Here is a 16045-nt window from a genome sequence, read left to right on the forward strand (position 1 = left end):
GACGCATTGGTTCCACCATCGATCAGCTGGCCAGGCAGGAGGGGCCCAGGAGGGCTTTCAGGTCGGCCATCAGGGATGAGGTGGGGGTTACGCGGAAGCGGTCGCCGATGCGCATGACCGTCGTTTTCTGGCGGGCCTGGAGGCGTAGGTGGACCTCGGTCATGCCGGGATGGGAGGTCAGGATGTCCTTCAGCTGGTCGACGACCGGCGGGGTGCAGCGGTTGACCGGCATCGTGAGGACCACCGGGCCGCTCGGGCCCTCGGTGAGATCGGGGACGACGACCTCGTCGCCGCTCAGTTCGAGCCGGTCCTCGCGGCGGCGTACCCGGCCCTTCATCAGGATGATCGCGTCGTTCGTGAGCAGGTGCGCGTGCAGCTGGTACGCCGAGGAGAACATCATCACCTCGATCGAACCTTCGAGGTCCTCGATGGTGACGATCGCGTAGATGTCGCCGCGCTTGTTCACCTTCCGCTGGACCGCGGTCACCAGGCCGCCGATCGTCACCCGGCTGCCGTCCGGCCGCTCCTCGTCGGCGAGCAGCTGACCGATCGTGCAGTCGCTGCCGTTGGTGAGCACGTGCTCGACGCCGAACAGCGGGTGGTCGGACACGTACAGCCCCAGCATGTCGCGCTCGTGCGCCAGCTTGGTGGCCTTGTCCCACTCCTCGATCTCCGGGACCGTCACGGTCAGGCGGCTGTTGCCCTCGCCCTCGTCCGCGTCGTCGTCGCCCATCGAGAACAGGTCGAACTGGCCGTGCGCCTCGTTCCGCTTCAGGTCGATGGCCTCGTCGACGGCCTGCTCGTGCACCGCGACGATCGCCCGCCGGGCGTGGCTCATCGAGTCGAACGAGCCCGCCTTGGCCAGCGACTCGATCACGCGCTTGTTGCAGACCGGCAGCGGCACCTTGTCGATGAAGTCGACGAAATCGGTGAACCGGCCCTTCTCCTCGCGGGCCGCGACGATCTCGGCGACCACGTTCACGCCGACGTTGCGGATCGCGGACAGGCCGAAGCGGATGTCGGTGCCGACCGGGGTGAAGTTCGAGTCCGACTCGTTGACGTCCGGCGGCAGCACCTTGATGCCCATCCGGCGGCACTCGTTCAGGTAGATGGCCATCTTGTCCTTGTCGTCCTTCACGGACGTCAGGACGGCGGCCATGTACTCCGCCGGGTAGTTGGCCTTCATGTACGCGGTCCAGTACGAGACCAGCCCGTACGCCGCGGAGTGCGCCTTGTTGAACGCGTAGTCGGAGAACGGCAGCAGGACGTCCCACAGCGCCTTGACCGACGCGTCGGAGAACCCGTTCGACTTCATGCCCTCCGCGAAGCCGACGTACTCCGCGTCCAGCACCTCGCGCTTCTTCTTGCCCATCGCCCGGCGGAGCAGGTCCGCCTTGCCGAGCGTGTAGCCGGCCAGGCGCTGGGCGATCTCCATCACCTGCTCCTGGTACACGATCAGGCCGTAGGTGACGCCGAGGACCGGCTCGAGCGCGACCGCGAGCTCGTCGTGCGGGTAGCTGATCTCCTGCTGCCCGTTCTTGCGGAGCGCGTAGTTGGTGTGGCTGTTGGCGCCCATCGGGCCCGGCCGGTAGAGCGCCGTACTCGCGGAGATGTCCTCGAAGTTGTCCGGCTTCATCAGCCGCAGCAGCGCCCGCATCGGCCCGCCGTCGAACTGGAAGACGCCGAGCGTGTCACCCCGCGCCAGCAGGTCGTACGTCGGCTTGTCGTCGAGGTCCTTGCTCAGCTTGTCGAGGTCGACCGAGATCCCGTGCGCGGCCTCGATGTTCTTGACCGCGTCGTCCATGATCGTCAGGTTCCGCAGGCCCAGGAAGTCCATCTTGACCAGGCCGAGCGTCTCGCAGCTCGGGTAGTCGAACTGGGTGATGACCTGGCCGTCCTGCTCGCGGCGCATGATCGGGATCAGCTCGATCAGCGGCTCGCTGGACATGATCACGCCGGCCGCGTGCACACCCCACTGGCGCTTCAGGTTCTCCAGGCCGCGGGCGGTGTCGACGATCTTGCGGACGTCCTGGTCGCCCTCGTACAGCTGGCGGAACTCGCCGGCCTCGGAGTACCGCTTGTGCTGCGGGTCGAAGATGCCGGACAGCGGGACGTCCTTGCCCATCACCGCCGGCGGCATCGCCTTGGTGATCCGGTCGCCCATCGCGAACGGGTAGTCCAGCACCCGGCCGGCGTCCTTGATCGCCTGCTTGGCCTTGATGGTGCCGTAGGTGACGATCATCGCGACCCGGTCGTCGCCGTACTTCTCGGTGACGTACCGGATCACCTCGGGGCGGCGGCGGTCGTCGAAGTCGATGTCGAAGTCGGGCATCGACATGCGTTCCGGGTTCAGGAAGCGCTCGAAGAACAGACCGTGCAGCAGCGGGTCCAGGTCGGTGATCTTCATCGCGTACGCGCACATCGAACCGGCGCCGGAGCCACGGCCCGGGCCGACCCGGATGCCGTTCGCCTTGGCCCAGTTGATGAAGTCGGCGACGACCAGGAAGTACCCGGCATACCCCTTCGAGACGATGACCTCGATCTCGTAGTCGGTCCGCTTCCGGACGTCGTCCGGGATGCCGTCGGGATACCGGAAGTGCAGACCGGTCTCCACCTCTGCGACGAACCACGACTCCTCGTTGTGGCCCTCGGGGCACGGGAACCGCGGCATGAACCGGCCCTCGCCCTCGGTGAAGCTCACGTCGCACTGCTCGGCGATCAGCAGCGTGTTGTCACACGCCTCCGGGAAGTCCTTCCAGACCTCGCGCATCTCGGCCGCGGTCTTCACGTAGAACTCGTTCGCGTCGAACTTGAACCGGTTCGGGTCGGACAGCGTCGAGCCGGACTGGACGCACAGCAGCGCGGCGTGCGCGGTCGAGTCCTCGGGCTTGGTGTAGTGCAGGTCGTTGGTCGCGACCAACGGCAGACCGAGCTCCTTGGCCAGCTTCAGCAGGTCGCCCTGGATGTTCCGCTCGATGCCGAGGCCGTGGTCCATCAGCTCGCAGTAGTAGTTCTCCCGGCCGAAGATGTCGCGGAACTCCGCGGCGGCCTGGACGGCCTCCTTGTACTGCCCCAGGCGAAGCCGGGTCTGCACCTCGCCGGACGGGCAGCCGGTGGTCGCGATCAGGCCCTGGCCGTACGTGTTCAGCAGCTCGCGGTCCATCCGGGGCTTGAAGTAGTAGCCCTCGAGGCTGGCCAGCGAGCTCATCTTGAACAGGTTGTGCATACCGGACGTGTTCTTCGCCAGCAGCGTCATGTGGGTGTACGCACCCGAGCCGGAGACGTCGTCACGGCCGGAGTTCGCATCGCCCCACTTGACCCGCTTGCGCTCCGAGCGGTGGGTGTGCGGCGTCAGGTACGCCTCGACGCCGATGATCGGCTTGACGTCGTACTTCTTCGCGGTCTTCCAGAACTCGTAGGCGCCGAACACGTACCCGTGGTCCGTGGTCGCGATCGCCGGCATGCCCATTTCCTGGGCGGTCTTGAACAACTCGTCGATCCGCGCGGCGCCGTCCAGCATCGAGTACTCCGTGTGCACGTGGAGATGCACAAAACTGTCGCTGGACGCCATATCGACGCAGACCTCCCGGGGCGCGATTCAGATGAACCGCTACAGCCTATGCGGGCCCGTGGACAGTTCTGAATCGGCTCACCGGCGAGCCCTCCACCGCCCGCTATCCGGGCGTGGAACGCACCACTTCCACACCAGTTCGCACCCGGAGGTGCGGCAGGGGTGGAGCGGCCGACCTGGCGTCGAGCAGGGGTCTCAAGGACGCCAGGTCAGCCGGTTCAGGGTGTCGCCGCCGCGACCATCACGTGCACCGCGCCGTGGTGTTCCAGGTCTCGCCTCATCACCGGGAGACCGCCGTCGGTCAGATGCTGCGGAGTCGGCACCACCACGACCCAGACGTCGTTGTCGCTGCGGATCTCGTCCAGCAGCGCCTCGAACGCGGCCGGTGCGGTCCGCGGGTGTTCGAGATAAACGGTGCCGAGCGCGAGGCCTTCGGCCAGGGCGAACGCCGCCAGGTCGACTTTCGCCGCGGCGATGTCGTCGTCCGTCGTCTGGACCCGTGCCCGGATGTAGCCGAGGGCCAATGGACGCGTCACGCCTCGGCCTCCAGCAGGGTCCAGACGGCGCTGTTCGGGGGAAGCTTCTCGCCGGCCTCAGGGTTGCTGGCGAGGAGCAGGGGCCCGTCGACCGGGTTGCAGACCGGCTTGGGCGAGCAGTTGACGACGCAGGCGAAGCCGTCGCCGCGGGTGAACGCCAGTACGCCGGGCTCCGTCAGCAGCCAGCGGAAGTCGTCCGACCCGAGTGCGGGGAGGCGGTGGCGCAGAGCGAGCGCCTCGCGGTACAGGTGCAGCATCGAGTCACCGCGGTCGAGCATCCGGTCCACCGCGTGCTCCGCGAACCAGTCCGGCTGCGGCAACCACGTCGTACCGGCCGAGCCGTCCGGTGAGAAGCCGAACACGTCATGCTCCGCCGTCCACGGCAGCGGGACGCGGCACCCGTCTCGTCCTCGCCGGGCCCCGCCGGTGCGGTGGAACATCGGATCGGTGAGCAGCTGCTCCGGCAGGTCGGTGACCTCCGGCAGGCCGAGCTCCTCGCCTTGATAGAGGTACGACGATCCCGGCAGCGCCAGCATGAGCAGCGCGGCCGCCCGGGCCCGGGCCAGGCCGAGTTCGAGATCGCCGGGTCCGGAGCCCGGTGCACCTCCGGCATACCGGGTGACCGACCGCGGCATGTCGTGGTTGTTCAGCACCCAGGCGACGGAGGACCCGGACCCGGCGATCGTCTCGAGCCCCCGGTCGATCACGTCGTACAGCGCCGGCGCGTCCCAGTCGGCGCGGAGGAACTCGAAGAAGAAGGTCTGGTGCAGCTCGTCCGGACGCTGGTATTGCGCGAGCTGCTCGGTGTCGAGCAGGCCGACCTCGCCGACCAGGACCCGCTCCCTGCCGGTCCGCTGCGTGTACTCCTCCGCGACGGCTCGCCAGTGCCGCCACACCTCGTGCACCTCGGGTTGGTTCCAGGCGTGCGGGTTGATCGGGTCGCCGGTCAGCTCGTCGTGGTCGGCGTGCTCATGGTCCGGGAGCCCTTCGGCCTTGTGCAGCCCGTGCGCGACGTCGATCCGCAGCCCGTCCGCGCCACGGTCGAACCAGAACCGCAGTACCTCCTCGAAGGCTGCCTCGACGTCCGGGTGCCGCCAGTTGAAGTCAGGCTGCTCGGCCGCGAACGTGTGCAGGTACCACTGGCCGTCCGGCACCTGCTGCCAGGCGGAGCCACCGAAGATCGATCGCCAGTTGTTCGGCGGTTCGTCGCCCACACCGTCCGCGAAATGAAAACGGTCCCGCTCCGGGCTCCCCGGGCCGGCCGCGAGGGCCTGGAGGAACCAGCGGTGCTCGATCGAGCAGTGGTTCGGTACGACGTCGACGATCACCTTGAGGTCGAGGCGGTGAGCGTCGCGGGCCAGCCGGTCGAAGGAGTCCAGCGTTCCGTAGTCCGGGTGGACGCCGCGATAGTCCGAGACGTCGTACCCGTGGTCGTGCAGCGGTGACGGGTAGAACGGGTTCAGCCACAGCCCGTCGACGCCGAGGCTGCGCAGGTACGGCAACCGGGCCCGGACACCGTCCAGGTCGCCGATACCGTCACCGTCGGAGTCCGCGAAGCTCCGCACGTAGACCTGGTAGATCACCGCGTCCCGCCACCAGCCGGGCGTGCTGCCGCGGAGCGGTGGGCAACTCGTCTCGGCAGACATCGGGAACCTCGGCAACGGTGGGAGGGGACAACGTTGTCAGCCAGGATCCGCAGACCAGGCGGCGAAGACATCGGGACACTTACGTATTTCGGTACGTAGGTATCGGCGAAATCGTCACCGCTCGGGGTGCTCGGCCACCCAGCGGCCGACCTGGGCCCGGGAGGCGAAGCCGAGCTTGCTCAGGATGTGGTCGACATGGGTCTCGGCAGTGCGCTGCGAGATCACCAGACGGGCGGCGATCTCCCGGTTGCTGAGGCCTTCACCGAGCAGTACGGCGATCTCGTGCTCCCGCCGCGTCAGCCGCCCGGCCAGCCCCGGCTTCGCCGCGCTCTCCCGCTCCTCCCCCAACGCCAGCGCGACCGCCTGTTCGAACGAGTACGCCGCCCCTTGCGCGAATGCCGCGTCGAAGACGACGTCACCGACCGCTGCCCGGATCCCCTGCTCGGTCCGGTCGTCGTACTGGCTGTACGGCGTCGTCTCGTCGACATGTGCCCCGCTGGATCGCCACACCGCCCGCGACGCGCCCATCAACCGGGCGGCCCGCTCGTCCGGTGCGGCCGAGCCGGCGCACCACGAGAGCGCCTGCACGCAGAACCCGATCCCGGTCCGGTCGTTCAGCGGCTGCCACAACCGGATCGCCTCCCGGAACGACCGGGTCGCCTCGTCGACCTGATCGTGGTCGCGCCACTGGACGATCCCGACACTCCACAGCGCATAGGCCTTCGACGAGTCCGCACCCCGGGACGCGGCCAGTTCGTACGCCGCCTGACCGAAGCCCTCCGCCCGCGGATCGCCGAGGAAGAAGGTGGTCGCGGTCAGCAGGATCAGCGCGTCGAACTCGCCGAGCTTGTCGCCGACCGCGCGGTACCCGGCCAGCCCCTCCTCCAGCAGGGCGATCGCGCCCGGCAGGTCACCCTGGTAGAGGAGGGCATGACCGGCGACCTCGGCGATCCGGGCGCGCAGCGAATCGTCGTCGTACCGCTCGGCGAGTTCCTCGCACTCGGCCAGCAGCCGGGCCGGCTGGTCCGTCTCGCCGAGGAACATCGACAGGTAGCTGCCTGCCCAGAGCCCCAGCGCCCGCGCGGGCGTCTGCTCCGGCGCGGCACCGATCGCCAGGGTGAGGTACCGGTGACCTTCGCGGAGGAAGCCGGCGAACCAGAAGTTCCACAGCGGTGCGGCGATCTCGACGGCGGCCGGACCCTCGCCCGGCTCGGCCAGGCAGAAGTCCAGCGCGGCCCGCAGATTGTCGTGCTCACGGCGCAACCGGATGAACCAGTCGGCCTGCCGCGGACCGAAGCTGTCCTCCGCCCACGCGGCCGCCAGCGCCCGGTAGTAGTCACGATGCCGGAGCTTGAACTCTCGGGTCCGGCCGGCCTCGGCCAGCCGCCGGCCGCCGTACTGGCTGATCGTGGTGAGCATGTCGTACCAGGCAACCGTGTGGGCGGTGGCCATGGTGCGGGTGATGATCGACTTGTTCACCAGACCCGCGACCAGGTCGAGCATGTCGTGCCGTGGGATTCCGTCGCCGGAACAGACCTCCTCCGCGCCCTCGAGGTCGAAGCCGCCGGAGAAGACCGACAGCCGCTCCCACAGCAGCTGCTCGGCCGGTGAGCACAGGTCGTAGCTCCAGGTCACGGCGGCGTCCAACGCCTGCTGCCGGACCGGTCCGGCAGGCCTTCCACCGGACAGCAGCCGGAAGCGGTCCTCGAGCCGCTCCAGAATCTGCGACAACGACAGCGTCCGCATCCACACCGCCGCGAGCTCCAGCGCCAGCGGTACGCCGTCCAGCTGCCGGCAGACCTCGATCACCTGAGCCCGGTTGCTCTCGTCGATCTGGAACTCCGGCACAACCGCGCGCACACGATCGGTGAAGAGAACCAATGACTCGTACTGGTCCACGTCGGCGTCCGGAGCGTCGGCCGGCGGTGTTGACAACGGTGGCACCGCGAGTACCTGCTCCCCTTCCACGCCCAGCACGTGCCGGCTGGTCGCGAGGATCCGGAGCTGTGGCGCCGCGGCCAGCAGCTTGCTCACCAGGACGGCGCAGGCCTCGGCAACCTGCTCACAGTTGTCCAGCACCAGCAGCAGGTGCTTGTCCTCCAGGTACTCGGCGAGATCCGCGGTCGGGTCGGCCGACACCTGGCTCAGCTCGAGCGCGCCCGCCAGCGTGTGTCCGAGCAGGGCCGGGTCGTGCAGCGCGGCCAGTTCGACGAACCACACTCCGTCGGCGAAGGTACGCCGTACCTCGGCAGCCATCCGTAGCGCCAGGCGGGTCTTGCCGACTCCCCCGGCGCCGGTCAACGTCAGAAGACGGCTGCTCGACAGCAACCGCCTGGTATCCGCCAGCTCGCGACGCCGCCCGACGAAACTGGTCAGCTCAGCCGGCAACCGCCCACGAGCCGATGCTGGCTTCGACCCCGCCATGCCTCAGCGTAGGCCGGATCGAAGCGCTTGAGACCAGCTCGCGACGGTCCCGGAGGGGAGCTTCACTGGGCGTCGACGAGGAGGTCCAGAGCGTGGTCGAGGTCGTCGGGGTACTTCGACGTGAACTCGACGTACTCGCCCGTGCCGGGGTGGGTGAAGCCCAGGCGCATCGCGTGCAGCCACTGGCGGGTGAGGCCGAGGCGTTCGGCGAGGACCGGGTCGGCGCCGTACGTCAGGTCGCCGCAGCACGGGTGGCCGATCGCGGACATGTGGACGCGGATCTGGTGGGTGCGCCCGGTCTCGAGGGTGATCTCCAGGAGGGTCCCGTACCGGAACGCCTCGAGGGTCTCGTAGTGCGTGATGCTCGGCTTCCCGCCGGCCACCACGCCGAACTTGTAGTCGTGGTGCGGGTGCCGGTCGATCGGCGCGTCGACCGTGCCGGTGAACGGGTCGGGGTGACCCTGCACGAGCGCGTGGTAGATCTTCTTGACCGTGCGCTCCTTGAAGGCGCGCTTCAGGACGGTGTACGCGTACTCCGTCTTCGCGACCACCATCAGACCGGACGTGCCGACGTCGAGCCGGTGGACGATGCCCTTGCGCTCGGCCGCGCCGCTCGTGGAGATGGTGAAGCCCGCGCCGGCCAGGTGCCCGATCACGGTCGGGCCGGTCCACCCGGGCGACGGGTGCGCGGCGACGCCGACCGGCTTGTCCACGACGATGATCTCGTCGTCGTCGTACACGATCCGCAGGTTGTCGACGGTCTCCGGTACGACGGTCACCTCGGACGGCGGCGCCGGCAGCTCGACGTCGAGCATGACTCCGGCCGCGACCCGGGACGACTTCGGCGCCGTGGCTCCGTCGACCTGGACCAGGCCGGACTCGATCAGCTCAGCGGCCTTCGTCCGGGAGACGCCGAACAGCCGCGACAGGGCGGCGTCCAACCGCTCCCCCGCGAGACCGTCGGGCACCATCACGGTCCTGGAGCTCCCTGATGTCACTGCCGGTGCTCCCGGGTCCCGTCGAGCTTGATGCCGCGCAGCGTCTGGATCACCAGCAGTACGGCGGCCGACGTCACCGCCATGTCCGCGACGTTGAAGATCGCCCAGTGCGGGGTCTGCAGGAAGTCGACCACATGCCCGTGGAACGGTGACGGCTCCCGGAAGATCCGGTCCAGGATGTTCCCGACCGCACCGCCGAACAGCAGCCCGAACGCGACCGCCCAGCCCACCGACCGGAGCTTGCGGGACAGGTAGACCACGCCGAGCGCCACGGCGATCTGGATCGCGCTGATGTACGGCGTGTAGCCGGCGCCGAGACTGAACGCGGCGCCGGAGTTCCGGATCAGGTTGAACTTGAGCAGCGAACCGATCACATTCGCCGGCTCCCCCGGCGTCAGATGCGCCAAGGCCAGTGCTTTCGTCAGCTGATCCAGAACCAGAATCAGCAAACCCACCCCACCGAACAGCACAGTCCATTTCCAGGAGTGACCGGTCGGGGACGACGGAGAACCGGCCGACGGGTTGTCGGCCGGTTCTGGGGTGTCTGTGTCCTCCACCTGGTGGGTCGAGGTGGGGTCGTTCAGCGGCGTTCCTGGCGTTCTTTGCATGAGACGCACAGTGTCGCACGCGGGAACGCCTGCAGCCGACCCTTGCCGATCGCGTTGCCGCAGTTGTCGCAGACGCCGTACGTGCCGTCCTCGATCCGGGTCAGCGCGAACTCGATCTGGTTCAGCATGTCGCGGGCGTTGTTGGCCAGCGTCAGCTCGTGGTACCGCTCGAGGGTCGTGGATCCGACGTCCGCCTGGTCGTTGCCGGCGCCGTCGCTGCCGTCCCGGAACAGGCCCGCGATCTCCTGCTCGGCGTCCTTGATCTCCTGCGTGAGGTGCTCGACCTCACCCTCCAGCTCCGCGCGCAGCTCGGCCAGCTCGGCAGCGGTCCACGGGTCCTCGCCCGGCTTCACCTTGAAGGTCTCGGCCGTGTGTGCAGCGGACTTCCCCGGCGCCGTCGCCGGTGTCCTGTTCTCGTTCGTCTTCATGGCCACCCTCTTCGTCGGAGCTTGCTTGGCAGGGGTCTTAGCCGCTGTTTTCTTGGCCGCGGTGGTCGGTGACGACTTCTTCACCGCGGAGGTCTTCTTGGCCGGCGAGGTCTTCGCCGTGCCGTTGCGAGCCGTCGTCTTCTGGACCGGTTCGGACTGCTGGCCGGCGGCGCTCTTCTTGGCCGCGGCAGAACGTTGGGGGGCGGACTTCTTCCGTGCCGATGTAGCCATGGTCAGCTACCCCCTGCCTTCCGTCGGAGACTGAAGCGGACTGGTCGCAAGACAGTAGGCCACGCGAACACCGCGTGCCAGTCCGACGCGCAGACCGTGGACATACGGTAGTCGGTTCTTCAAGTCCGCTCGATGTTCCGCGCGTCACAACCGCATTGCGGACGTCACTGTCCGTAACAATCTCTGTCCCCCGGCTGCTCTCGCAGCAGAATTGTCCTCCCCGATTTCGCACCGCACCAGTCATTAACGATTCGTAGTCACCCCGTACGACGCCGTACACTGAGGACCGCGAACCGCAAGGCAGTGATGGGGCCATCACCCCGGAGCCGCCGGAAGAACAGTCCCGTAGGGACCTATTAGAACCGGCAGCGTGTCGTTAAGGAAGTGGGTGACCGCACTCCGGGTCGCCAAGGAGGGTGGTACCGCGCGGTAGCTGGACGACACGTCCGGCACTTCGTCCCTCGTCCAGTGGCAAGGACGGACGAAGGACGCAGAAAGATGGCGGCAGCGCGCAACTCAGGTACCCCGTGGCGGCAGGTTCCCGCCCAGGTCGACTTCCCCGCGCTCGAGCGCGAGGTGCTCACCCTCTGGGACGAGCACGACACCTTCGCCAAGAGCCTCGAGCAGTCCGCCGGCGGTCAGCCGTGGACGTTCTACGAGGGTCCGCCGACCGCGAACGGCATGCCCGGCACCCACCACATCGAGGCCCGCGTCTTCAAGGACGTGTTCCCGCGCTACCGGACCATGAAGGGGTTCTGGGTCGAGCGCAAGGCCGGCTGGGACTGCCACGGCCTCCCGGTCGAGGTCGCGGTCGAGAAGGAGCTCGGCTTCAACGGCAAGAACGACATCGAGGCGTACGGCATCGCCGAGTTCAACGCCAGGTGCCGTCAGTCGGTCCTGCGGCACGTCGACGCGTTCAACGAGCTGACCACCCGGATGGGCTACTGGGTCGACCTCGAGCACCCGTACAAGACCATGGACCCGGAGTACGTCCAGTCGGTCTGGTGGTCGCTCAAGCAGATCCACGACAAGGGCCTGCTGGTCGAGGACTACCGGATCACGCCGTACTGCCCGCGCTGTGGCACCGGCCTGTCCGACCATGAGCTCGCCCAGGGGTACGAGACCGTCGTCGACCCGTCGGTGTACGTCCGCTTCCCGCTCACCTCCGGCCCGCTGGCCGGCCAGGCGTCGCTGCTGGTCTGGACGACGACCCCGTGGACACTCGTTTCAAACACTGCGGTCGCCGTACACCCAGAGGTCGAGTACGTCGTCGCCACCGACGGCACCGAGTCGCTGGTGGTCGCCAAGTCGCTGCTGGACCGGCTCGGCGAGGGCTGGACCGTCACCGGTGAGTACGGCGGTCGCGAGATGGAGCGGTGGACGTACCAGCGGCCGTTCGAGCTCGTGCCGTTCGACGAGCCGGCGCACTACGTCGTCCTCGCGGACTACGTCACCACCGAGGACGGCACCGGCCTGGTGCACCAGTCCCCCGCGTTCGGTGCGGAGGACCTCGCGGTGGGCCGCGCGTACAACCTGCCGGTGGTGAAACCGGTGGACGCGACCGGTCACTTCGACGCCGACGTACCGCTGGTCGGCGGGCAGTTCTTCAAGAAGTCCGACCAGACGCTGGTCAAGGACCTGAAGGACCGTGGCCTGCTGTTCAAGCACGTGCCGTACGAGCACCCGTACCCGCACTGCTGGCGCTGCCATACGCCGGTCATGTACTACGCGCTCCCGTCCTGGTACATCCGCACCACGCAGGTGAAGGACGCCCTGCTCCGCGAGAACGAGAAGACCAACTGGTACCCGGACTCGGTCAAGTGGGGCCGGTACGGCGACTGGCTGCGCAACAACATCGACTGGGCCGTCTCCCGCTCGCGCTACTGGGGTACGCCGCTGCCGATCTGGCGCTGCGGTGAGGACCACCAGGTGTGCGTCGGATCGCTGGCGGAGCTCGGCGAACTGGCCGGCCGCGACCTGAGCGCGACCGACCCGCACCGGCCGTACGTCGACGACATCACCTTCGACTGCCCGACCTGTGGCGCCGAGGCGCGCCGCGTACCGGAGGTGATCGACGCCTGGTACGACTCGGGCTCGATGCCGTTCGCGCAGTGGGGCTACCCGTGGGCGGAGGGGTCGAAGGAGAAGTTCGCGGAGACCTACCCGGCGGACTTCATCTCCGAGGCGATCGACCAGACGCGCGGCTGGTTCTACACGCTGATGGCGATCGGCACGCTGGTGTTCGACGAGTCGTCGTACCGCAACGTCGTCTGTCTCGGGCACATCCTCGCCGAGGACGGCCGGAAGATGTCCAAGCACCTGGGCAACATCCTGGAGCCGATCCCGCTGATGGACGACCACAGCGCGGACGCGGTGCGCTGGTTCATGGCCGCGTCCGGGTCGCCGTGGAAGGCGCGCGGCATCGGGCCGAACGTGCTGAACGAGATCGTCCGGAAGGTGCTGCTCACCTACTGGAACACGGTCGGGTTCCACGCGCTGTACGCGCGGCTGGCCGACTGGTCGCCCGCGGACGCTCCGGCGGTCGAGGATCGTTCGGTGCTGGATCGCTGGCTGGTCAGCGAGACGCACCGGCTCGTCCGGGACACCGACGAGGCGTATGCCGCGTTCGACACGCAGCGGCTCGGTCTGCTGATCAACTCGTTCGTCGACGTGCTCTCGAACTGGTACGTCCGCCGCTCCCGCCGCCGGTTCTGGTCCGGTGACGCCAGCGCGCTGGCCACCTTGCACGAGACGCTCGAGGTGCTCACCCGGGTGATGGCGCCGCTGACGCCGTTCGTCACCGAGCGGGTCTGGCAGGACGTGTTCCGCCCGGTCACGTCCGGCCTGCCCGAGTCGGTGCACCTGACGAGCTTCCCGACGTACGACGAGACGCTGATCGACGACGTACTGGCGCAGCACGTGTCGATGGCGCGCCGGGTCGTCGAGCTCGGCCGGTCGGCCCGGGCCGAGGCGAAGGTGAAGACGCGGCAGCCGCTGGCCCGCGCCCTGGTCGGGTCGGCCGCGATCGCGGACCTCTCCCCCGAACTGCTGCAGGAGATCGCCGACGAGCTCAACGTGGGCACGGTCGCGCCGTTGTCCTCGGCGGGCGCGGATCTGGTCGAGTTCTCCGCGAAGGGCAACTTCCGGGAGCTCGGCAAGCGGTTCGCGAAGCAGACCCCGGTGGTCGCGGCGGCGATCGCCGCTGCCGACGCGGGCGCGCTGGCTGCTGCGTTGAAGGAGTCGGGTACGGCGACCGTCGTGGTCGACGGCGAGGACGTCCAGGTCGGCGAGGCCGAGGTGCTGGTGTCCGAGCGGCCGAAGGAAGGCTGGTCGGTGGTCAACGAGCAGGGCGAGACCGTTGCCCTCGACCTCGAGGTCACGCCGGAGCTCAAGCAGGCCGGCCTCGCGCGCGAGGTCGTTCGCACCCTGCAGGAGGCCCGGAAGAACGCCGGCCTCGAGGTGTCGGACCGGATCAAGGTCTGGCTGACCTCGACCGACGCCGCACTGACCGATGCCCTCGGCAAGCACGCCGACGAGATCGCCCGCGAAGTCCTCGCCGTCGAACTCCACCAGGCGGCACCGCCCGAGGCAGACGTTGCCACCGGCACCGAAGAGGACCTCCAACTCACCTATTGGCTGACCAAGGCCTAACGAGGTGGCCGGACGGCGCGAGCCCGCAACGAAGGGCTCGCGCCGAGCCGGTCGATCAGCTCCACCAGCAACAACCGCGCCTCTTCGACGCGGTCATCCCCCAGATCCTTACGAACTTCCGCATCCAGAGCCGCGCGGTGTTTGCGGGCGGCGGCGATCACGGCCTGGCCGCGGTCGGTGAGGAGCACCTGGCGAGCGCGGGCGTCGGCCGGATCCGGCTGGCGGCTGACATAGCCGCGGCTCCACAGGTCGGCGACCGATTTCGACGCGGCCTGCTGGGTCACGCCCAGCCTCTCCGCAAGTGTGCTGATCGTCACCGGCCCACCGACCAGATGCTGGAACACCACACCGTCCGCAAACCGCGAGTCCGCGAACCCTTCGTCCGCGAGTCGCCGCTGCAATTCGTCGGCCAGCGCCCAGCCGGCGAACAACGAGGCCAGTGACAGGTCCGCGTCAGCAGGATCGAACTCCATGCCCCGAAATATACAACCAGGGTTGTGCATCGGCTAATCTACAACCATGGTTGTGCAAAAGGAGTTCCTGGACAGAGCGCACCGGATCGTCTGGTGCACGGTGGCGACGGTCGGGCCGGACCACCGGCCGAGAAGCAGAATCCTGCACCCGATCTGGGAACTGACCGATGCGGCCGACGGCCTGGCGCGGCGGGATGGCGGCGGGCTCGTCGGGTGGGTCGTCACCAGGGCGACCCCGGTGAAGGTGCGGCACCTCGGGTTCAGCCCGTACGTGAGCTGCAGCTATTGGGAGCCCGGGCATGAGGTGGCCGTCGCGGATTGCGAGGCGGGGTGGGTTGCGGATGCCGCGACCCGGCAACGAGTGTGGGAGCTGTACCGGGACGCTCCCGCACCACTCGGCTACGACTTCTGGAGTGTGTTCCCCGACGGTCCTTCCGGGGAATCACCCTCACTCCTGCGGCTGACGCCGTACCGGCTGCGGCTTGCTGATGTCGAGACCCTCAGCGGCCGGAAGGTTGCCCCTGCCTGGAACTGACTACCTGTCACCAGGACAGGACCCTCAGTCAAACACATCCAGACATGGCGAAGAGGCGGTGCCGCCGGAAAGCACCGCCCCTTCAACAAACAAACACAGTGACTACGTCTTTTTAGACGCCGTGACCGTGCGCCTGCGCACGCGCCTCCGGCCGGAAGCCGTTGCGCGGGCTGAGCGTGTCGTCGCCGTTGCCGAGCGCCTTCAGCTGCTCGGTGAAGTACGTCTTCAGGCGGCTGCGGTACTCACGCTCGTAAGCGTGCAGGTCGTCGATCGTGCGCTCGAGCTGACCCTTCTGCTTCTCCAGCGTGCCGAGCATCTGCGCGCGGCGCTCGGCGATCTCGCCGTCGAGCTTCTCGGCGCGGGCGCGGGCCTCACCGGTCATCCGGTCGGCCTTGCCGCGGGCCTCGTTCTCCAGGCGCTCCGCCTTGGCGCGGGCCTCGCCGATGATCTTGTCGGCGGTGTCCTTCGCCTCCTGGACCAGGTCGTCGGAGTGCTTGGTGGCCATCTCCAGCAGCCGCACCGCGGAGCTGGAGGCGTCACCGACAGTGCCGGCCGCCGCAGCCGCGGTCGGAGCGGCCACCACCGGCAGCTTCTCCTCGGGCTTCTCGACCACGACCGGGGGCTTCGGCTGCTGCACGACTGGCGGCAGCGCGGCGGTCTGGTCGACCGGGCGCTGCTGGTCAGCACCAGCGCGCTGAGCCGCCGCGAGCTTGGCCCGCAGCTCCTCGTTCTCGGCGAGAAGTCGCTCGAGCTCGGCTTCCACCTCGTCGAGGAAGGAGTCGACCTCTGTGACGTCGTAGCCCTCCCGTAGTCGGACGGGCGTGAACTGCTTCGAGCGGACGTCATCCGGCGTCAGCGGCATCTTTCACCTCGTTTGTCTGTGTCTTGGCGGAGTCCCCGTGGCCCTCGCCTTGGCGACTCAGTAGATCACGTTATCGCTTCGT

Annotated in this window: 11 protein-coding genes; 2 read left to right on the forward strand and 9 right to left on the reverse strand. The window is 68.3% G+C overall.

Annotation, left to right across the window (positions count from 1 at the left end; translation table 11 throughout):
• Nucleotides 1-22 precede the first annotated feature (22 nt).
• The 7 genes from dnaE to ACLJOO_RS15050 all read right to left on the reverse strand — a co-directional run bounded on the left by dnaE (nt 23) and on the right by ACLJOO_RS15050 (nt 10442).
• On the reverse strand, nt 23-3571 hold the full coding sequence (gene dnaE, locus ACLJOO_RS15020; protein ID WP_410787703.1) for a DNA polymerase III subunit alpha: 3549 nt from the start codon (nt 3569-3571) through the stop codon (nt 23-25).
• 218 nt (nt 3572-3789) lie between these two features.
• Nucleotides 3790-4107 (reverse strand): hypothetical protein, encoded by a 318-nt coding sequence (locus ACLJOO_RS15025; RefSeq protein WP_410787704.1) that lies wholly within the window; start codon nt 4105-4107, stop codon nt 3790-3792.
• Nucleotides 4104-5753 carry a glycoside hydrolase family 13 protein gene (locus ACLJOO_RS15030; protein WP_410787705.1) on the reverse strand — a complete coding sequence of 550 codons (1650 nt, stop codon included), beginning with the start codon at nt 5751-5753 and terminating at the stop codon, nt 4104-4106. The genes ACLJOO_RS15025 and ACLJOO_RS15030 overlap by 4 nt, the downstream gene beginning before the upstream one ends.
• 114 nt (nt 5754-5867) lie before the next feature.
• Complete coding sequence (locus ACLJOO_RS15035; RefSeq protein WP_410787706.1) at nt 5868-8177, reverse strand: ATP-binding protein; 2310 nt, start codon at nt 8175-8177, stop codon at nt 5868-5870.
• Between the two features lie 62 nt (nt 8178-8239).
• Nucleotides 8240-9148: an RluA family pseudouridine synthase gene (locus ACLJOO_RS15040; protein ID WP_410788675.1), complete on the reverse strand. Its 909-nt coding sequence runs from the start codon at nt 9146-9148 to the stop codon at nt 8240-8242.
• Nucleotides 9149-9171: 23 nt separating this feature from the next.
• Complete coding sequence (gene lspA, locus ACLJOO_RS15045; protein WP_410787707.1) at nt 9172-9783, reverse strand: signal peptidase II; 612 nt, start codon at nt 9781-9783, stop codon at nt 9172-9174.
• A complete protein-coding gene (locus ACLJOO_RS15050) occupies nt 9756-10442 on the reverse strand; it encodes a TraR/DksA family transcriptional regulator (protein ID WP_410787709.1) in 687 nt (228 codons plus the stop codon). Before ACLJOO_RS15050 ends, lspA begins: the two co-directional genes overlap by 28 nt.
• 498 nt (nt 10443-10940) lie before the next feature.
• On the opposite strand from ACLJOO_RS15050, the gene ileS reads away from it, so the two are divergent.
• Complete coding sequence (ileS, locus tag ACLJOO_RS15055) at nt 10941-14093, forward strand: isoleucine--tRNA ligase (protein ID WP_410787710.1); 3153 nt, start codon at nt 10941-10943, stop codon at nt 14091-14093.
• Here ileS and ACLJOO_RS15060 read toward each other — a convergent pair.
• Nucleotides 14090-14566, reverse strand: a complete 477-nt coding sequence (locus ACLJOO_RS15060) for a MarR family winged helix-turn-helix transcriptional regulator (protein WP_410787711.1) — start codon at nt 14564-14566, stop codon at nt 14090-14092. The two genes, ileS and ACLJOO_RS15060, sit on opposite strands and share 4 nt — an antisense overlap.
• 46 nt (nt 14567-14612) lie before the next feature.
• On the opposite strand from ACLJOO_RS15060, the gene ACLJOO_RS15065 reads away from it, so the two are divergent.
• Nucleotides 14613-15101: a pyridoxamine 5'-phosphate oxidase family protein gene (locus ACLJOO_RS15065; RefSeq protein ID WP_410787713.1), complete on the forward strand. Its 489-nt coding sequence runs from the start codon at nt 14613-14615 to the stop codon at nt 15099-15101.
• A 112-nt stretch (nt 15102-15213) separates the two neighbouring features.
• Here the strand turns inward: ACLJOO_RS15065 and ACLJOO_RS15070 are convergent, their stop codons facing one another.
• Nucleotides 15214-15963 (reverse strand): DivIVA domain-containing protein, encoded by a 750-nt coding sequence (locus ACLJOO_RS15070; protein ID WP_410787714.1) that lies wholly within the window; start codon nt 15961-15963, stop codon nt 15214-15216.
• Nucleotides 15964-16045 lie beyond the last annotated feature (82 nt).

This window comes from Kribbella sp. C-35 (assembly GCF_046549195.1).
Lineage (GTDB): Bacteria > Actinomycetota > Actinomycetes > Propionibacteriales > Kribbellaceae > Kribbella.